Raw genomic sequence first — 19,560 nt, 5'->3', positions numbered from 1 at the left:
TAGTTGACGGATAAATTGGTGAAGATACTAATTCTATGGTGAACCCAGCTACGAATCCGGCATGGCGACCGATTTGATGCTGGGCGCTCTGAAGAGAATTTTGAACTTCTGGCGAAAGTAAACCATGCTGGTTATTGCCAATTTTTGCGAGGGATGCGCGGCATGAGTACTCAAAGCGCCCTACCTTTGTCGCGTCGCGCTCTGCTTGCATTGGCGGCAGCCTGTGTTCCTGTCGCATCCTCTCGAACCCTTTTTGCGCAAGGCAGTGAAGGAAGCCTGCTTACGCTTGTTTTCGAGGACTTGTCTGGACCCAATTCATATGATGTCATCCGCGCGTTTCTTGAACGTAGCCTGCCTATAGCGGCAATCTTGGAGCTTGCGCCAGACGCGGCAACGCCTCTGCCGCAAGAATTTATACAGTATGCTGGGCTGTTCGAAATATTGGCCCCCGCACCTGACGTGGCGAACCTTCCGCGGTTCGCGCAAGCCCGTGGTGCTGCGGAGCAACGCGCCAAACTGGACGTTCTGGTTCCTGCAGCCATCTCATCCGTAGGCGTAATCAACCGCACAGGGCAGTCGGGGCTCGACTTTGCGGCCTTCCGGTCAGCAGGGTTTCGGGTCTTTGTAAATATTGATGGAACAAACGGTGTGGACGCAACGCCCGTAGGACGTGGGCAAATCGACATTCGTGCCGGCCACGAAATAGATACATCCCCGACGGCACTGTCGCTTGTGGACCAAGTCACGACCCTTCTGGCATCGGGTGGGGCGCATGTGGCAATTATATCCTTGGCTCCACTCAAAGACGCAGTAAGTACTAAGTTTGCCACGCAGTTGTCCAACCTCATCGCCGACCTCGAGGCGAAAACCCGCGACGGATTGCTTGTCATGATGCGGCCGATGGATCACCTCTTGTTGACTGGCTCTCATCTTGCACGCCCGACAGCGGTACTTCTTGATGTGACACCGCAAACGCAGTCGGCGGCGATAGCCATGATTGCGCGTGCGGATGCAAGCGGCATTCCAATAACGGTTGCGGGCGATGTCGATGTGCTGAATCGTCTCGGTCGGCCCGACGATTGTCAGGCGCTTCATTCGCATGACGCCAGCATGACCGCTACACCGCCTTTGGCCGGCGATGCTCTGCTGGCCAGATGCGTCTTGGTTGACCACAGATACGTAAACAAGCACCTGGGTGCCAGCGAGATTGTTCTGCAAAGGGGCGCAGCTTCGATTTCGCACAGCCGCATATCAGCAGACGGACGGTTGCACGCCGCTGTTGCGCCGTGGACTATGCTATTTTCCGATACGCCAGTCTTTGCTGATCCAGTCGTCCTCATTGCACCATCTGATTACGCCACGGCCCAGCAACGCGAAACGATCTTGCAAATACTCTCGGCAAAGGCGCAAAGTGGCAAAAGTCTGCTTCTAAAAGTCGCTGATTGGGCCGACCACCTGACTGCCCCCGATAAGCTGTATCAAAGGTTCCTCAGCGCGCACCGCCGGAATTTCACCGATCCGAACCCTTCAGAAAAAGCGCCCCTATCGCAAGCCGAGCGCGCAGCTTTCATGGTCGATGCGCAAGCAGCATGGGCTTTTATCGCAGATCACACCATCGCCGAAACGGGTTTGTCGCTGTCAACGGTCCAAGGGGGCATGGGCAGAGCATTGCGTGACCAGTTCGTGAACTCCGAAATCACCCTTTGGGATCTGGGAAGCCAAATCCAAGGTATTCTGGCTGCATACGACATCGGTCTTATCCCATTGCAAGAACGCAACGAACGGATTGCCAAGCTGATTGCACATATTCCCGTCATCACAATGGATGGCGCGCGCCTGCCCCCTGCCATTTTTTCTGTCACCACGCTGCGGCCGATCCGTCGCGACTTTGACGTTTGTGATCTTGGCCGGTTTCTTCTGGCGCTGGACAATGCTATCGCGAACGGTGCCCTCACGGAGGAGGCTGCAACAAAGCTGATTGCGGGTTGGGACATTCAGGCAGCGGTCCGCGGTGGCCGCCTTCACAGTTATCGTGCGGGCAAATGGGTCGACATCACGCTGTCACATTGCACAGATTACATCTCGCCCGCATTTATACGCCGCGGCTTTGCAGTCGAAAACCTCTTTCCACCAATCACGGAACCGCTCGACGTGGATGAAGAAATGGCCATTCTTGCGCTTGCCGCCTTTGCTGGCGCCATCGGCACAGAGCCGCCGCTGCTGGAACTTGTCGAAGGCAAGGGAACGCAGGTCGCAACCCTGCTGGCTGACATGCTGTTTGATGCCCAACTTGGTTGGTATGAAACGGAAGGCAAGTTCCGCAGCATGTCGGAAACGCCGATCAACCGCGCGCCATGGTTTCTTTATCAGGGATTGTTTCTGGAACGGTCCGGTGATGCTGCATGGGCCGTCAACAGCATCGATCCGGCACCGCAATACACCACCGAAGCGTTTCGTGCCGAAACTGAGGTCATCGTCTCGAAATCTGCTTACCTTTGGTATGCGGCGCGACCACATGCCTATTCACTCGCGCTTGTGGATCTGATCCGAGACAACTGTCGTATAGACGGGGAAGGTTTTAGCGTCGGTATCTTTGCCGCGACGGGTGAACCGATGCAAAGATACTTTGACATCAATACCAATGGAATCATTCTCAGTGCACTGCGGCGCATATTGACCTGACAGGTAAAGGCAACGCATGGAAAAATTGCTGCGCTCTGCTGAAGGGGCGACTATCTTCAAGAAAGGTGACGGAGCCGACCAACTCTACTTCATTGAAACAGGGCGGATCGCCATTAGGGTCAGGACTCATAACCAAAATATGACGGTTGCGGCGAGAGCGATTGCTGACAGGAACACTTTTGGGGCAGCGATCATAGCGGATTGAGACACGACCCGCACCTGGATGATGCCAACACGTCAACTTGCCCATCATATTGAAGCCACTCGTCAGTCTAGTGTAGGTCGTCCTTATTCTTCGAGAGTGACCTAGCGATTACGCCGGTTAGCATGACGACTAGCCAGCAGTCCAAGCACACCGTCGATCTCTGTCCGTGTGTCAGCTTCTATTTTGGCAACATCGCTTGTGACGTCCGCAAAGATGAGCAACTGTTCTGGGTCGATATCACCCTGCCGCACATAGTCCTTGTTGAGGTGTACGATAAAGACCCTTGCGACATTCAGACCAGACTCTTCAGCCGTTATCTTTTGAAACGCAGCATCCTTGATTTGGTTGTGCTGCCCGCCCTTCTTCACGCTTGTGGATGATTTGACCTCATAAAGGTTGATCGTGCCGTCGCCATTGTCGCGAGTGACATCAGCTTTTGCATAAAGTCCGCGTTGGTTTGGAAGACTGACTGGAATGAATAAGTTGCTGCATCTTCCATATCAAAGACCTCCCAAATGACACTATCCACATCTACTGCGTTTCGACGACAGTGTCGTAACACTCTGTTCAAACACAGTGTTTCAGGTTACTGTGTTCAACATAGCAAATACCGCCCTGCCCTAAAAATCGACCATCACACAGTTTTTCGCACATCTCATTTCCGCGCTAATTTATCCTTTACTTTCAATACGTTATTCCAAACGCAAGTCTTGAAAATCCTCGTGTCGGTGGTTCGATTCCGCCCCTGGGCACCACTTTTACCACAAAAACAAGGCGCTCGAGCGTCGCACAGTTTTTACTTCCTGCGTTGCACACTCATCGCACAGTTTTTTGTGTGTTGGTGGGCTGATTTGCTGTGTTGAACACAGTGTTTGGATTCGCTGTGTGAACACAGTAAATGAACTTACTATTGGAACATACTAAGTCGACACAGTCTTCCAACACACCAACTCAACACTGTTTTTGACCACACTAATCCAACATCATCTCTGATCAACGCAATCGGCCCATAAACGCGCGCAACAGACGGTTGGTCGAGAAATCGTTAGAAAGCAGCATTCTAAGCATCACGCACTTAGGAACCAGCTGTTCCAACTTAGACCCGACTTAGTCTTCGAGTATGGCGATAGGCCGGTTATCCTCGACACCAAATGGAAACAGCTTGATCGGACAGATCCCAAAAAACTAGGCGTTTCTCAGTCTGACATTTACCAGATGCTGGCCTATGGCCACAGCTACACAACTGCTGAGCAAAAACCGCGACTCGTTCTACTATAGCCCAGGTCTCATTCTTGATGCTGTCAGAATGAGACCCTTCATAGACACCAATGGCACCCGCCTGGAAGTGGGAACCACTGGACTCCTTTGGTCACTCCTGAATGGAGTCCAGATAGGTCACCAAGCTCAGGATACGGCCCCGAACAACTAGCTCGCTTCCGTAGGGGCCAAAATCGTCCTCAGCCGCTGTTGAGAATCTTTCTCCCCAGACCGGCATCGGTGCACCGTGTCCTTCGACTTGCGTGCGCCCATCCACCGTCATGAAGACTTCAAGGAACGGGAAGTTCCCTTCATTCTGCGCCGACAACGTTGTGAGACTGGGAACGCTGATGTTCATCAGCCGCGAAAAGGGACCGTTTCCCTTGCCACTGTCACCATGACACACCGCGCAAGCAACAACGTACTCATTTTTTCCGACGTCCTCTTGTGCCAGCGCCCCAACGCAACTTGAGAAAAGAAAGGCCCCGGCAAGCATTACTACACGTTTCATAGCTTCCTCCTTGAAAAGAAAAATTCGTCCAATAAGCATGCGAAGCTTTGAGTGACGAGCGAACTTGCTAATACGCAAACGCAGCCAAACCTCGCAGTGCATTGTTAATCATGGCCCGGCGCGGGTGACTTGACTTTTGTCAATCGCACTATTTGGGTCAGTGGCACAGCAGTCTACCGGGGCCGAATTCGAGAAACCAGAATCCTTCAGGGACTTATTTATGCGCAGTGGCGCAGTAGCAATCTATGCCCTGAAGTGGATGGAGGCTGGTGCGCCAAGTGATCAACAGTTTATCGCGGGCGGATGTTTGACTCATATGGCAATACGGTCACCATGGGCTCAAACCAGCCATCGAAGCGACCGCAGCAACATGTGGTATATTGCATCGGTCAACGTCGGGTTGTCGATGTGGGAGTGCCAGACTGATTGGAGGATCAGTCATGGAAACACCAAACTTACCTGCCATTCGAGCACTTCGCCCCGCTTGGAACAAAGGCCGCATTGTCGGTCAGAAACGACCACTTAAACCGAAGCATGTTTGGGCGATTAAGGTTCGGCTCGAATTAGCCGAGAACCATCGTGACCTTGCGCTTTTCAACATGGCCATGTTGGCGCTGGCTAAGCAAGATCGGCAGATGCGTGAAAGACTGGACATTCTGTCGAGCATTCCAGGCATTGGGATAACTACGGCACTCATGATCCTGGTCGATATGCCAGAAATCGGCGGACTGGGCGGGAAGCAAATCGCAAGCCTTGCTGGCCTCGCGCCGATGTCACAAAGCTCAGGCAAGTGGCAGGGAAAGGCACGCATTCAAGGCGGTCGCCCAAATCTACGGCACGCAGTCTTCATGCCTGCTCTGGTCGTGATCCGGCACAACGCGGATATGAAAGCCAAATACGATCAACTCATCGCTGTTGGGAAGGAAAAGTAAGTCGCCATTACAGCGGTCATGCGCAAACTACTCGTCCTCGCAAATGCCCTACTGCGAGATCAGCGAAAATGGACTGAAAAAGCGGCTTGACCAACACGGATACTCCTCAGTGGTTACGATGAGCCAACAACACTCTCTTATCAAATTACCCTATTTGGACCCATAAGCGCTGACGTCAGACAGTCGAAGCTTTGGATGGTGCCAAAATCGTGACAACAACCTCGCATGTCCGCCCCTTGCCCGGATAAGGCACGGACTGTCCATCAATCGGGCAGCGGTCAACAATTATCTGCGTCTCACCATGACCGACGTTTTCAGGATCCTTGATTGCTATCTCAATCCGGCCCCGCGCACTCTGAAGTATCACATCAGCATGCCCCCAACTGACTGGCAGGCAGGGTTCAAACCGCACACCATTTGGCTCCGGCTGGATTCCCAAAATACCCGAAACGCCCAGCTGCCACGTCCATCCCGACGCGCCAGTGTACCAAGACCAGCCCCCCTGCCCGATCTGCACGCCTACACCCGACACGTCACCGGCAAGTACATATGGTTCTCGCCCATAATGATCTGCAGCTTGCAGGGTACTGGTCCGCCCTATCGGATTGATCATGTCAAACACACGATACGCACCCTCGCCGTCTCCGATTCCGGCATATGCCATGCCAAACCATGCTGCAGCGTGAGTATATTGCCCGCCATTTTCACGGACCCCCGGCGGATAAGCACGGATGTAGCCAGGGTCGCGTTCCGTTTTGTCGAAAGGTGGTGCTAGCAGCCTGATCAGCCGCGCTCCTTCGTCGACAAGCTCTTGGCCCGCCGCATTAATGGCCGTAAGCCCGCGATCATCCAGTGGTCGTCCTGACAAAACGGACCACGCCTGAGCAATCAGGTCAATCCGGCACTCGCTATTCCGGGCCGATCCCCAAGCGTTCCCTTCGTCGTCAAAGGCACGTAAATACCAACCGCCGTCCCAGCCTTGTTCATTCAGCGCACGGACAAGATGATCCGCATAGATCTGCCAGCGGTCTGCGGCATCCGTATGTCCGACCTTTCGGGCGATTGGCGCAAGAATGCCGATTGTAGCGATCTGGAACCACGCAAGCCAGACGCTTTCGCCTTCACCCTTATCGCCGATGCGATCCATACCGTCGTTCCAGTCGCCACCACCCATCAGTGGCAATCCATGCGCTCCGGTCACCATCATCCGTTCCATCACACAGATGCAGTGATCCAGCAGTGTCCCAGCGTCGCCTGTCTCAAACAGGGCATAGCGGTCATGTTCTTCCGGGCGCAGTTCCGGTGCCCTTAGATACGGAATTTCGACATCAAGAATCGCTGCATCCCCGGTTGCTTCAATATAACGGCCCGTTACATAGGCCAGCCACACATAGTCATCCGAACACCGTGTCCGCACACCGCGTCCCAATGGCGGATGCCACCAATGCAACACGTCACCTTGTTCAAATTGATAGTGCGCAGCGCGCAAGATGTGCTGACGTGCCCTTGCGGGATCAGTCAGCAGCAAAGCAAGGACATCCTGCAATTGATCTCGGAAACCGTAAGCACCGCCCGCCTGATAGAACCCCGCGCGCGCCAAAATCCGGCACGACAGGTTTTGGTAAGGTAGCCATTTGTTCACCATCAGGTCAAAAGCTGGATCAGGAGTTTTCACCTGAGCGGCATGCAAGCGTTTTGCCCAGCTTTCCTGCAACGTCTCGAACGCCTGCTGCGTTGTTGCAAGGTTCTGCCATTTTGCGATTATCGGAAGTAAACCAGTGGTACATGCTGCTTCACCAAGGACGAAAGCAACATTCCGCTGACCGCCCGCAGGAATATCCAAATGCACCTGATAGGCCCCGCAAGCGTCGCCGACTTGCACGAAACTTCCACCCATATCCCAACGCCGCAACCCGTCGGGGTCAGACACATCACCTTCGCGACCCAAAAACGCAGACCGATCACCTGTGACACTATGCGGATCAATCGATGCGGTCAGAAACGCAGCGCGCGCTGCAAATTCAGCGTTCCAAAGGTTGCGCCCGACGATGGCTTTAAGGTCTGCGTCGTAACGGCTGATGACATGCGGACGGGATACGCTTTCCAGCGCGCCCAGCAACCAATGTACATAGTATGTGGCAGTTACCCGACGGGGCTGATCGGACGGATTGGTCAGCTGCAAGCGCACGACCTTGACCGGATCATCCACCGGCACAAAGCATACCATCTCTTGCTGCAATCCATGACTGTTCTTGGACCAGCGGGTGAAACCGGCGCCGTGTCTGATCTGACAATCGGCGTCCTGTCCCATTGGCTGCGGCGTCGTTGTCCAAACTTCGCCACTGGCCTCGTCGCGCAGATACAGGATTTCGCCCGGCGCGTCAGCAACCGGGTCGTTTGACCAGGGTGTCAGGCGGTGTTCTCCGCTGTTCACAGCCCAAGTCATGCCCAATCCGGCCTCGCTGACCAGACAGCCAAAGTCGTCATTGGCCAAGATGTTGCACCAAGGCGCAGGGGTGTGGGATCCGGGCGCAAGATGTATCAGGTAGTCCCCGTTTTCAGGATCAAACCCACCATATTCATTATCGAACAGCAAATTATCCGGCCTGACGACATCAGAAACAGATGTTTTGGCAACGGGCGGCTCCGGCAAGAATGGCGGCAGTTGATCGTGCGCCTGTACCGCCTTATCCAGCACTTCGCGTAGGCTCTTGTTCTCGTCGTGCAAGACAACGCGGGCTGACGCCTCGAGCCCGCTCCGAAGCTGCGCCGACATCTGATCAGCAGCCAGCAGGTGTATGCCTCCGCGCATACCCAGCATTCCCGTTGCATGGGTATCGCTGATGATGGACAGAACCCTTTCACGCAAAGGTTCTTCATAACTGGTAGCCGCATCGCGCAGAATAACCAAGTCAATCTGCAGCCCAGAATTGTGCCACAGCCGATGACCACGTACCAGAATATCCAGCAATGATGCGTTCTCCACATCCGATAACTTGAGCAATAAAATGGGAAAGTCACCTGAGATTCCAAACCGCCAAAGGTCCGACTGGCCATGCCAGCCGCTCGCGTCTGTAGGCGAGGCAGTGCGGTATGTCGGATGGTCATGGACCAGCAGAGATGACAACACCTGCAGTTCTGGCAAATGCGCGGGCGTGATCCCCAGTCTGCGCACAGTGCGTCCTGTCTCAAGCAATGCATCCCGGAAGGTGTGATCAATCATGGCGACGGGATACCGTTTAGCCACCTGCAACGCTTCCTTGCGGGACGGTGCGGCCACGTTTAGAAAGACCAACTCCCGCGTTTCCATCGGTTTCAACTTGACCCGCACTTGAAGCGACATCACCGGATCAAGTGTCCAACCCTCGCACTTGCTAAGTCCACCAAACAAGCCGTCAGGAGCACACGCCGTTTGGTTGCGGCCCAAAAATTGGCGGCGGTCTGTTTCCCATGCCGTGACGGCGCAATCGGGATCGACGGTAGCCAGTTTATGCAAAAATACTGGCGGTTTCGTTTCCGGTCTGCGCGGGCGGCGCGTGAACACCAGCGCCTGTTCATCAGGTAAATAGCTGCTGTGAACAAAAAGTTTGCTGAATGCAGGATGCCGTTGGTCGTCCAACGGCGGCGCGATCGTCACTTCTGCATAGGTCGACAGTTCAAGCGTGCGGTCGAAATCGCTTTCATTTGTCAAAGTCACACGACGGATTTCGACGTCATCAAAGGGTGCGACCGTTACGTCCATACGCGCAACGATCCCATCGTAGCGGCACAGCAGTTCAACCATATGCTGATGAAAAACGCATTTGGTGTCGACATCAGCCCGTCCTGTCGGCGCCGAACCCAACGACCATAAATCTTTGCTTTCTGCGTCCTGCAGATAGACCCACATACCGTCGCCTGTGCGGACAGGATCAGGCCGCCACCGCGTCAGACCCGTATCGTTCAGACGCAGCCCCCCGCCGCCACTTTGGGTGACCAGCGACGACATGCGACCGTTGCCCAGCAGATGCACTTGCGGCACGACCAGATCCGGTGACGGCACCCACGGGGCCAGTTCGGGTGCATTGTGAGTATCAGCGGGATGATCCCAGATTTCATCCGCGCGGCCCAGTTCCAGCGGCACATCCCATGGCACGCGTTCCTGCAGTAAAAGGTCCATGGCACGGACCGACTGTTCACGCAAAAAGCGTTTGACCATGATATCGCTATGCAGGGCATTAACGATGGCTATTTGAACCATGCCCTGATGATGCGCCATGTACGTCGTGACAGCGACGAAATCGCGCCCCGTCAACATCCGGTCCGGCGTGAAATCCAGCGCTTCGATGAAACCATATCGCGTAAGCGCGCCCTTTTTCGCCAATACGCGCAGGTTTTCCGCCGCTGCACCCGGCCAACCGCAAAGCGCCAACGCCGACCCGTAAGGGGCAATTACCAAATCATCGGTTAACCCCCTTCGAATGCCCAGACCTGGCACACCAAAGGCGCGATACTGAAAGGTGCCACGCGTGTCCGTTGTCCCGAACGCGGATTCCGATATGCCCCATGGTACGCCCCTATCACGGCAATATGCGCGCTGGAAATCAACGGCTGTCAGTTCACTTTCGCCCAATAGCGTGTCTCGGTAACTGGGCAGGAACAGTGGCGGCATCAGATATTCGAACATCGACCCGTTCCAAGACAAGATTGATGGCTTTCCTTGAAGTCTGGTGATGGGTCGGCTGAATGCAAACCAATGCGTGACAGGTGCGTCGTGTTTGGCAATGGCAAAATAGCTGGCCAGACGGGCCTCTGTCGCCAACAAGTCATAGTGGCTATTGTCCATCTTCCCAAGGCTTTGATTATAGCCAATCCAGAACAGCCGTGCGGGTTCATCGTAAAGAAACCCGAAATCCATGCCGAACGCGAGTTGGTCCGCCTTGGTCGCCAGATCACGCAGAGTATCGCGCATTTCGTCTTGCCGGGAAAACCCATCACAAATGGATTGGCGAAGCTGATCCAGCCATCCCTGTGTGACAGCACTGCACTCGGAATGCTCCGCCTGCCAGCGATCCAGCGCAGACGTGAATGCCGCGACCGAAAATGCTTCGTTCGTCCAGCCCTCCCGCGGATGGAGTCTTTGCGCGATATTTCGCGCGTCCTGCGCAACTTGTTCAGGGCACTCTGCAATGACCTTTAACCAGGGCATGAACATATCGACATCGCGGGAAACGGCATGCAAACCCTGGTGAAATCGTTCCAGCCATGTCCTGATATCCGTTGCTTGATCTGGCGAAAGATCAGGCGACTTTTCGATCGCCTCCAGAGCAAGCACTTCAAGCGCGTGCCAATGCGTACCGTCAATCGAAGCAAAGGTCCCGTGCCGGTGTAAGGGCTCTGCTATCGCTAGCGAAATTTCGTCACGTATAGCGCGCTCGGTTTTGTCCAGAGCCCCATAGTCCCCCCCCGACGCCTCGCGTAGTGCCATGCAAAGCAGATCCAGCACGACCTCAAGATTACTGAAATTGTCAGGCCCGTTGCCCGGACCATCACTCAGATCAAGACACCCCTGCTTCAGCGTCACCAACGACACCGCAAGGTTACCGCTATCGACGGTCGATACATAACGCGGCTCTAAAGGGTCAAGTGTTTCGGTGTCGTACCAGTTCAGGATATGCCCGCGATACTTGGTCATACGCCCCAACGTGTCCAAGGTGTTGCGAGTGCGAACGGCAAAATCGCTCGTTGTGATAAACCCCATGTCGCGCGCGGCCAGTGCCGACACAAGGAACATACCAATATTGGTCGGCGACGTGCGGTGGGCGATCTCTTCTATGTGGCCGAACTGATAATTATCTGGAGGCAACCAATTATCTTCCGGCCCCACGAAGGTTTCAAAAAAGTGCCATGTGCGTCGTGCAACATGGGTCAGGAACTTGCTGTCGTGTGCATCAAGTGATTGCGTACGGAAGTATCGCGGTCGCGCGCTCCAGACCGATATTTCAGGCGCAATCAACCAAAGCGCCAGCACCGGTCCTGCGGCCCAGAACCCCTGCGGGTCAAACCGCGCCAGATAGACCGCCATTGCCAAGGCAGAAGCCGAGGACGGCCACATCACTGACCACGACGTTTGCCGGATGCTGCCACGCAAGGCCTTTTGTGATGCATGCGCTGCCGAGGTCCATTGCAGCCGGTTCTTGCCGCTGACAAAAACCCGCCACAGCGTCCGCAAAATCGCATCAAGCGCGATGACCGTATCGCTGACCAGAAAGGCAATGAAGAAAAACCAGCGCCCCGACGTAACACGGATATTGTGGATCGCGCTGCCCAGTGCGCCGCGCCGGATCCCCCCGGTTGCGATGGCAAAAGCTTCACCGATCAGATAGCTACCCGGTGCTGCAACCGCCAAAACCGTCCAGACCAATGCGCTGCCGGGCATCAGTACCCAGCCACCAAGCAAGAACAAAAACAAAGCAGGCGACATCAAGCTGCGGCGTAAGTTATCGACCAGTTTCCACCGGTCCAACCCTGACAATGTCGTCTTGACCGTCCCGCCGCCAGCGGCAGGCACCTTGCGCCCAAGCCATGGTACAAGCTGCCAATCGCCGCGCATCCAGCGATGTTGGCGCATGGCATATTCGGGGTAAGTCGCTGGCAAGTCTTCATAAAGCACAACATTGCTGACCAACGCAGCCCTTCCATGCAGCCCTTCGAACAGATCATGACTTAGGACGTGGTTATCGGGGACGCGCATGCGCATGCTTTGATGCAAGGCTGCGATATCATAGATGCCCTTGCCCACATAAATGCCGGTCCCGAACAGGTCCTGATACACGTCCGAGACGGCCCTGCTGTAGATATCAATGGCTGTATCGCCCGCATAAAGATGTGTAAAATGCGTACCTTTGCCAAGCTTTGGCAAAATCTCGATCCGGGGCTGCAAAATGGCATAGCCTGACACAACCCGGCCGCTGTCGTGGTCAATGACCGCCCGGTTGAGCGGATGCGCCAGCACACCAACAAGCCGCGCGCCCGACCCCGGCGACATCTGTGTGTCCGCATCCAGCGTGATCGCATAACGCACGCCGCGCAATCCTTCGACCGGTCCGGCAACCACGTCAAAGGCGTCCTCACCGTCGCTTAGAACATAACGGTTAAAGTCCTCGATCTTGCCGCGTTTACGTTCCCACGCCATCCAGCACCCTTCGGCGGGGTTATGCTTGCGACGCCGGTGCAACAGTACGAACGGCAGCCTGTCATCGGACATATAGCGCTGATTTAGCGCCTCAATCTGCTTAACCAGTGCTGCTTCGATCACAAGATCTTCTGGCAGTATCTGGGTCTGCGCATCGGCAAGATCAGATAGCACGACAAACCGGAACGCCGGATCAGGATTACCGATGCGCAGAATTTCAATTTTCTGCGCAATGTCGTCCACCTCTGCTGGCGCAGCAATGATGACAGGTATGACAATTGCCGTAGCACAGTCTTTTGCAATCCCTTTCGAGAAATCCAATTCCGGCAGGACAGCTGGTTGGCTCAGGCGCGTGATGATCCAATGGCCAAACCAAACGCTGGGGATCGTTGCGGGCAGAAACGTAAGTGTCAGGCCCAATATCCATTGGCCCAACGTCGCATCATGAAGCCACAAGTAGGCGACTGACAGCCCGATCGCTGCACCCACAAGCGAAATCAAGCCAGCAGCATAAAGCGATTTCCTGTATCGCCACAAACGACGTTTTACGGCCGCAAGCGGTCCGGCGCGGTACTGCAACTGCGCCTCAATTTGCGCAAGACCGTCATCGATCAGCCAGTACCCGACATGACTACGCCGCGTGCCGGCGTCCTCGTTTCGGGATAGACCAACCACAGCGCGGGCCACAGCGCGTTCCGACGCGTCACTGCCCCACGCAAGTTGCTCTACAATGCGTCTATACGAGTTGCGGGTTTCGAATGTCATGGCCCGATAGACACCGGCAGGATCATTTGCCAGTTCAGCTTCGATGCAGCTGACACGATCAACAAAATCTTCCCATTTGATACTGTCGATCGCGATCAGGCTTGTGATCGCGTGGGCAATCCGGTCGACAGGTGCTTTGTCGGCCAAGAGGTCAATCCCTGGCCTTTGCAACAGCGCCAAGCTTTGATCCATATCAGCGGTCGCATCAACGAGTTGTTCAAGACACACCAACCGAAGCATGGAAGGCATGGCCCACAATTCTGCATTACTTAACTGTGCAGACTTTTGATATTGCGTGACGAATTCGGCCAAGGACACCAACGTAATCTGTGAACTCAGATCACTTAACCCGGTTTGCGCAATGGCATACGTCCGCGGTATTCCAGCACCTGTTGCCCCCGCAAGCGCAGGTAGCTTGGCGTAGAAATGCTGCGGCAAATCCTTTTTCAAACGCCGCAGAGCGCGCTTGACCTGATAGTCATTATCAAGAACCCAATCCGCAGCACGCGCATGATCGGACGGTGGGTTGGCACAGAAAGCCAGTACCGCCGCGAACCACACATCCAAGGTCGGCAAAGCACGATAGATTTCCAGCACTTCAGGTGGACCCGGCACGACAGCTAAGGGCAGCACTCCCTTGTCAGTTGTGGAAGCATTTCGTTTTGCCTCGGCGTTGGTCATTAATCCGTACCGGTTGGCTTGCGAACCCCTTTCGAGGCCAGCTTGCCGAATGTGTGATTGCTATTGTGCCCGTTTTGGCTGCGCACCAACAGAACCGGAATATGCGCCTTTTCCAAAACGAAACGCGAAACATCGCCAGCAGGCACATCCTTGTGGCCACTTTGTCCGTGGGTCGCCATGACAACCAAGTCTGCATTTTCACGCGACATAAGCGCGATCAGCGCGCGCCGCGCATCCCCGCTATCAGTGACCTTGATCATGATTTTCAGCCCATTGTGGTCAAGCCGTCTTTTGGTGCGTTCAAGATATGTTGTGCCCGCCTTTGCGTTAAGGTCACGAAATTTTTCATGCAAATGCGCGGTCTCGTGACCATTGATGCCCATTTCTGTCAGTCTCGGATCGGGTGGGACATAGCACAGCATCAGTTCCGCGTTCTGGGCTTGCGCAATCTTGATAGCCATCGGCAGCACCGCTTCGGCGCGCGCGGATCCGTCAAGCGGCACTAGAATACGCCGATAAGGGGTGTTTGGCTCTACTTGCGCATCGTCAGGGATCACCAGAACGGCCGCACTTTGTGACTTAAGAACAGCCCAGGTCGTCTCGCTCTGATACCAGTTACCATCGTTGCGCGACCGCATCGTCGCCGCGATATCACCGGTTCGAAGCTCCATTAACGATTTGATTTGACTGGAACATTTCCCCTCCAGCAACGTAATGGGGCAAGTCTTTTCAAAGGCTCGGGCCTTCTCGCTGAGTGCTTCTAGGCGCTTTATGGCCTTTTGTCTCTTGATGTCCCAATCCACTGGGTCGATTGGGCCATCACCGTTTGACGGTCCACAAAGCACTTGCAACAGTTCCACAGTACCGCCCAACGACTGAGCCACATTTAGCGCATGTCGGATGCTCGCGTCGCTGACGTTCGTTTCGTCAACAAAAACCAACACGTCCGGCGGGGCAAAAGGCTGGCGCCTATTTGATGACTGATCCGGATTTGGCGACGCTGGCGGTTGCGGTCGGGCCATCATGTCATTGCGTCCTTTCACAAAGTTCATCTTGAATCATAAGCATGCATCCAGTTTCAGGATGAACAGGGAAAACCCAGCCCCTGCGTTCAACACATCAATCAAAAGTCATTGCGTCTAGATGGGAAGAAGACAGGCACGGCCAGGATATGAAGGCACGTCCCGCAAGAATTGATTTTTGTCAGTTCGTTTTTTGATAACGGCCCGCGCGAAGGGATAACTGCGTGATTTGTGCCGCTAGACGCGCCCGTCAATCTTCCATATTTCACGCAATTGCGTAACAATATCATATGGAATCCGAAAGTAGCGACCGATTTCAGCGTCTGACAAACCCAGATCAGCAAATGTCTCCAAGCACCTTTTCGGCGTCGGCCCAAGCGTGTGCATGTATTTCTGCAATTGAACGGTCAACTCGGCGCGCGCTTTGGGCAAGTAGGTTGGCAACGCGCCCTGCCCCGGTCCTAGTAGTCGGATGATATCATCAACGGTACGGCTCTCATTCATGTTGTGCTCCAGCAATCTCGATATGAAAACAGGATGAGTCTGACTGATATTCCGATATAAATGGCTGACGACTGATTTAGATCAATCGGGGGCGACCCAAATCCTACGCACGGCGAAAATCTGCTGATTCATCCAAGACCTGATCGCCTGAATTTTCGTGGCCCCAAGATTGACTAATCTCAATTCTGCAAGCGAAATCGCCCAGTAGTAATGCCCGTATGGAACACATCACGCAAAAATTTTCTGGGCGAAACGATGCCGGACGCCAGCTTGGCGAGATCCTTGCTCAGTTAGAGTTGGATAACCCACTTGTTTATGCCTTGCCGCGCGGCGGCGTCCCTGTCGCGGTCCAAGTCGCAAAGATGCTTGGCGCTCCGCTTGATTTGCTTTTGGTGCGCAAAATCGGTGCGCCCCGAAACCCTGAGGTCGCTCTTGGCGCGATTGTCGAAGGTGCGACCAGTGAAATCGTCATCAATGAGGATGTGCGGCGTTTGTCTGGCGCTGATGATGCCTATATCGACACGGCCGTCGCCGATCAAAGGGCGGAACTCGGACGGCGCAAAGACATCTACTTGGGGGATCGCCCACGACTGAACCCTACCGGGCGCACAGTCATTGTCGTTGACGACGGGTTGGCGACCGGTGCGACGATGAAGGCCGCACTGATTGGATTGAAACGCAGCAATCCTGCGCGGATCGTTGTGGCCTTGCCAGTTGCGCCAAAAACGGCGCTGGACGGCATCTCGGATCAGGCCGACGACATTATTTGCCTGCATCCTGCCACTGCATTTCGTGGTGTCGGGGGTTTTTATCGCGATTTCCATCAGCTTTCGGACGCCGAAACAGTCGCACTTCTTAATCAGGTGCCATCAGGGGGAGCAAAAAAAAATCATAAGGGCCACACCCACAAACGGCAGGTCATAATCCCGCCGCTGGCCCTGATAGGCGATCTAACTGTTCCGCCGAATCCACGCGGCATCGTTGTTTTCGCCCATGGCAGCGGGTCCAGCAGACTAAGCCCGCGCAATACATACGTCGCGGACAAGCTGAACGCCCAAGGGTTTGCGACGCTTCTTTTTGACCTGCTGACGCCCCGCGAAGGGCTGGACAGGCGCAATGTTTTCGACATTCCTTTGCTGGCTGATCGTGTCATCGAAGCTTGTATGTGGGTCGCATCAGAACCCGATATTGCGGATTTGCCGATTGGGCTTTTCGGGGCCAGTACGGGGGCCGGTGCCTCACTTGTTGCAGCAGCCGAACTAAACGGACGGATTGCGGCGGTTGTGTCGCGCGGCGGACGTCCGGACTTGGCGATGGATCATTTGCCGATGGTGACCAGCCCGACCCTGCTGATTGTTGGCAGTCTCGACTACGATGTGATCAAGCTAAACGAAACAGCTCTCGCCGCGCTGACCTGCCCCAAAGAGCTGGGAATCATCGAAGGTGCCAGTCATCTTTTCGAAGAACACGGCACACTCGATACGGCCATCGATCGGGCCATTGCATGGTATAAGTTGCATCTTGTTACCCAGGTCCCGACCCAGCCAGCGCCACAGCCAGCCCCCCCGACCGCACCAACTATCCTGCGTGCCGCCGCAGAGCCCCTGCCAGATATAACAGACCCCGCATTTGCCCAAGCCTTTGACCGCTTTGGATCGAAACGCGTAGTTCTGCTTGGCGAGGCGTCACACGGCACATCGGAATTCTACCGCGCAAGGGCCGCTATTACACGCCGCCTGATTGAAGAACACGGGTTTTCAATTATTGCTGTTGAAGCTGACTGGCCCGATGCCGCAGCAGTAGATCACGACGTCCGGCTCAAGCCCCACCCGCCAATGAAACTTGCGCCATTCCAGCGCTTTCCAACTTGGATGTGGCGCAACGCTGAATTTGACGAGTTCACCCGCTATTTGCAGACCCATAATAGTGCAAAAGACCCAGATGATCGCGTCGCGTTCTATGGCCTTGATCTATACAATATGAACGCGTCAATTGCGGCCGTTCTGGCCTATCTTGACCGCGTCGACACAGCGGCGGCGGCAGTTGCACGGTCCCGCTACGCGTGCTTGATGGCTTGGTCGCATGATCCCGTGGCCTACGGTCGCGCGGCGCTTACGCCCGGTTTTTCTGTGTGCGAAAAGCCCGTCACGCAAATCCTCTCTGATATGCTCATGCAGCAACTGGCCTATTCAAGCAAAGACGGAGAGCAGTTCTTTGATGCGGCGCAAAACGCCCGTCTGGTTGCTAATGCAGAGCAATACTACCGTATTATGTACTATGGATCACACCTGTCGTGGAATCTGCGCGATCAGCATATGTTCCAAACATTGCAGCAAATCCTTGCCCACGCAGGACCCGACAAAAAGGCGGTCGTATGGGCGCATAACTCCCATATTGGCGACGCGCGGCGAACCGACATGGGGCACACCCGCGGTGAGTTGAATATAGGTCAGCTGTGCCGCGAGGAATATGGTGATGCAGCGGCCTTGATCGGGTTTGGCACCGCATCAGGCACGGTTGCTGCCGCGTCGGAATGGGACGCCCCGATGGAAACCAAAGACATTCGCCCACCGCGCACTGACAGCTACGAAGCGCTTTGTCATGATGTTGATTTGGAACGGTTCCTTTGGGATTTCCAAAAAGATCGATCAGGCCCGTTCTACCAGCTTCTAAGTACCCCCCGTCTGGAGCGTTACATCGGCGTGATTTACCGCCCCGAAACCGAACGCGCGAGCCACTACAGCCCTGCAATTTTGCCCGATCAATACGATGCCTTCGTCTGGTTTGACAAAACACAGGCGATCACGCCGCTACCGACCTTAACCAACGCGACCGAAGACGAAACATACCCGTTTGGCCTTTGATGATGCGCCACACGAACCACCAAACCCAAGAAAAGGAGCACGACAATGCCACAGACAACGTTCTTTCCCATGAATACCGTAGACCCGTTCGCGGACATGCGCCGGATGCAAAGCGCCATGAACCGCCTTTTCGATGGCGCACGGTCGCCGGGTCAAACCGGTAGCTACCCGCCCGTCAATTTCTGGGCCAGCGAAGACAGCATTGTAATGACAAGTGAACTGCCCGGCCTGACCGAACAGGACATTGATCTGACAGTCCAAGATACAATGCTGTCGATCCGCGTGACCTACCCCGCAGCCGAAACCGGCGACGACCTTGTTTGGCACCGGCGTGAACGGGCCGACGGATCGTATCTGCGCACGATCGAACTCCCGTTCCGTGTCGATTCCGATCATATTGATGCCCGCTTTGAAAACGGCGTGCTGGCGGTCGAAATGCAGCGGCCCGAAAATGACAAGCCAAAGCACATCACAATCAAAACAACCTGAATACCCCCCTGAAAGGAGACAATCATGGCACAAGAACTGACCACACAAGAAACGCGCGATGTGGCCGAAGCTAATGGCGACGCAAACCGCAGGGCGATGGCGTTTACGCCAGCCGTCGACATCTTCGAGCGGGATGACACCACGGTCATCATGGCCGACATGCCCGGCGTGGCGCCGGGTGACGTGGATGTGACGCTGGAACGTCAGGTCCTGACTTTGCGTGGCAAGGTCACACCCTACGCGCCTGAAGGCTACCGCGCTCTGTCATCAGAATACCGCGTCGGCGACTACATTCGCGTTTTTACGCTGTCGGATGAAATTGATCAGGCCAACATCAATGCCGCTTTCAAAAACGGTGTACTGCGGCTTGAATTGCCACGCTCACCCGAAACCAAACCCAAGAAAATTTCAGTAAAGGCAGCCTAAGCCGCCTTTACGTTTATTCAAACCAATTAACAGAGGACCATAAAATGC

The 19,560-nt window shown here is 55.0% G+C and carries 11 protein-coding genes and 1 pseudogene; 6 read left to right on the top strand and 6 right to left on the bottom strand.

Features of this window, described 5'->3' with window-relative positions; all coding sequences use genetic code 11:
- Nucleotides 1-162: 162 nt before the first annotated feature.
- Nucleotides 163-2,682, top strand: coding sequence for a DUF3131 domain-containing protein (locus QZ197_RS07390; protein WP_296431226.1), 2,520 nt, complete (start codon nt 163-165; stop codon nt 2,680-2,682).
- Between the two features lie 126 nt (nt 2,683-2,808).
- Here QZ197_RS07390 and QZ197_RS07380 read toward each other — a convergent pair.
- Both QZ197_RS07380 and QZ197_RS07375 read right to left on the bottom strand, forming a co-directional pair.
- Nucleotides 2,809-2,893 (bottom strand): annotated as a pseudogene (locus tag QZ197_RS07380) (IS5/IS1182 family transposase); the annotation flags it as partial.
- Between the two features lie 95 nt (nt 2,894-2,988).
- Nucleotides 2,989-3,255, bottom strand: a complete 267-nt coding sequence (locus QZ197_RS07375; protein WP_272146350.1) for a hypothetical protein — start codon at nt 3,253-3,255, stop codon at nt 2,989-2,991.
- A gap of 673 nt (nt 3,256-3,928) precedes the next feature.
- Here QZ197_RS07375 and QZ197_RS16110 point away from each other — a divergent pair.
- The gene (locus QZ197_RS16110) at nt 3,929-4,165 is read left to right on the top strand and encodes a hypothetical protein (RefSeq protein WP_363157885.1); all 237 of its coding nucleotides are present in this window, start codon (nt 3,929-3,931) and stop codon (nt 4,163-4,165) included.
- A gap of 91 nt (nt 4,166-4,256) precedes the next feature.
- Here the strand turns inward: QZ197_RS16110 and QZ197_RS07370 are convergent, their stop codons facing one another.
- Nucleotides 4,257-4,655 carry a cytochrome c gene (locus QZ197_RS07370; RefSeq protein ID WP_272146352.1) on the bottom strand — a complete coding sequence of 133 codons (399 nt, stop codon included), beginning with the start codon at nt 4,653-4,655 and terminating at the stop codon, nt 4,257-4,259.
- A 440-nt stretch (nt 4,656-5,095) separates the two neighbouring features.
- Between QZ197_RS07370 and QZ197_RS07365 the strand changes: the two genes are divergently transcribed.
- The gene (locus QZ197_RS07365) at nt 5,096-5,587 is read left to right on the top strand and encodes an IS110 family transposase (RefSeq protein WP_296431225.1); all 492 of its coding nucleotides are present in this window, start codon (nt 5,096-5,098) and stop codon (nt 5,585-5,587) included.
- Nucleotides 5,588-5,762: 175 nt separating this feature from the next.
- Here QZ197_RS07365 and QZ197_RS07360 read toward each other — a convergent pair whose 3' ends face one another.
- The 3 genes from QZ197_RS07360 to QZ197_RS07350 form a co-directional block, all read right to left on the bottom strand.
- Complete coding sequence (locus QZ197_RS07360) at nt 5,763-14,207, bottom strand: glucoamylase family protein (RefSeq protein WP_296431224.1); 8,445 nt, start codon at nt 14,205-14,207, stop codon at nt 5,763-5,765.
- Nucleotides 14,207-14,878 carry a universal stress protein gene (locus tag QZ197_RS07355; RefSeq protein WP_296431223.1) on the bottom strand — a complete coding sequence of 224 codons (672 nt, stop codon included), beginning with the start codon at nt 14,876-14,878 and terminating at the stop codon, nt 14,207-14,209. Before QZ197_RS07355 ends, QZ197_RS07360 begins: the two co-directional genes overlap by 1 nt.
- Before the next feature lie 588 nt (nt 14,879-15,466).
- Nucleotides 15,467-15,733 (bottom strand): hypothetical protein, encoded by a 267-nt coding sequence (locus QZ197_RS07350; protein ID WP_272146360.1) that lies wholly within the window; start codon nt 15,731-15,733, stop codon nt 15,467-15,469.
- Nucleotides 15,734-15,951: 218 nt separating this feature from the next.
- Between QZ197_RS07350 and QZ197_RS07345 the strand changes: the two genes are divergently transcribed.
- From QZ197_RS07345 to QZ197_RS07335, 3 genes are read left to right on the top strand one after another with little or no spacing between them, the layout of a single operon-like run.
- Nucleotides 15,952-18,597, top strand: a complete 2,646-nt coding sequence (locus QZ197_RS07345) for an erythromycin esterase family protein (RefSeq protein WP_296431222.1) — start codon at nt 15,952-15,954, stop codon at nt 18,595-18,597.
- 45 nt (nt 18,598-18,642) lie between these two features.
- A complete protein-coding gene (locus QZ197_RS07340; RefSeq protein WP_272146365.1) occupies nt 18,643-19,086 on the top strand; it encodes an Hsp20/alpha crystallin family protein in 444 nt (147 codons plus the stop codon).
- A gap of 24 nt (nt 19,087-19,110) precedes the next feature.
- Nucleotides 19,111-19,512: an Hsp20/alpha crystallin family protein gene (locus QZ197_RS07335; RefSeq protein WP_296431221.1), complete on the top strand. Its 402-nt coding sequence runs from the start codon at nt 19,111-19,113 to the stop codon at nt 19,510-19,512.
- Nucleotides 19,513-19,560: the final 48 nt, after the last annotated feature.

This window comes from Yoonia sp. (assembly GCF_017854415.1).
Lineage (GTDB): Bacteria > Pseudomonadota > Alphaproteobacteria > Rhodobacterales > Rhodobacteraceae > Yoonia.
The sequence above is the reverse complement of the archived record's forward strand: the minus strand, read 5'-3'. Positions and strand labels throughout refer to the sequence as shown.

What these genes read in the sequence shown, in the direction of transcription:
- QZ197_RS07390 (WP_296431226.1), top strand. Translation starts at nt 163, where the DNA reads ATGAGTACTCAAAGCGCCCTACCTTTGTCGCGTCGCGCTCTGCTTGCA.
- QZ197_RS07370 (WP_272146352.1), bottom strand. Translation starts at nt 4,655, where the DNA reads ATGAAACGTGTAGTAATGCTTGCCGGGGCCTTTCTTTTCTCAAGTTGC.
- QZ197_RS07365 (WP_296431225.1), top strand. Translation starts at nt 5,096, where the DNA reads ATGGAAACACCAAACTTACCTGCCATTCGAGCACTTCGCCCCGCTTGG.
- QZ197_RS07360 (WP_296431224.1), bottom strand. Translation starts at nt 14,207, where the DNA reads ATGACCAACGCCGAGGCAAAACGAAATGCTTCCACAACTGACAAGGGA.
- QZ197_RS07355 (WP_296431223.1), bottom strand. Translation starts at nt 14,878, where the DNA reads ATGGAGCTTCGAACCGGTGATATCGCGGCGACGATGCGGTCGCGCAAC.
- QZ197_RS07350 (WP_272146360.1), bottom strand. Translation starts at nt 15,733, where the DNA reads ATGAATGAGAGCCGTACCGTTGATGATATCATCCGACTACTAGGACCG.
- QZ197_RS07345 (WP_296431222.1), top strand. Translation starts at nt 15,952, where the DNA reads ATGGAACACATCACGCAAAAATTTTCTGGGCGAAACGATGCCGGACGC.
- QZ197_RS07340 (WP_272146365.1), top strand. Translation starts at nt 18,643, where the DNA reads ATGCCACAGACAACGTTCTTTCCCATGAATACCGTAGACCCGTTCGCG.
- QZ197_RS07335 (WP_296431221.1), top strand. Translation starts at nt 19,111, where the DNA reads ATGGCACAAGAACTGACCACACAAGAAACGCGCGATGTGGCCGAAGCT.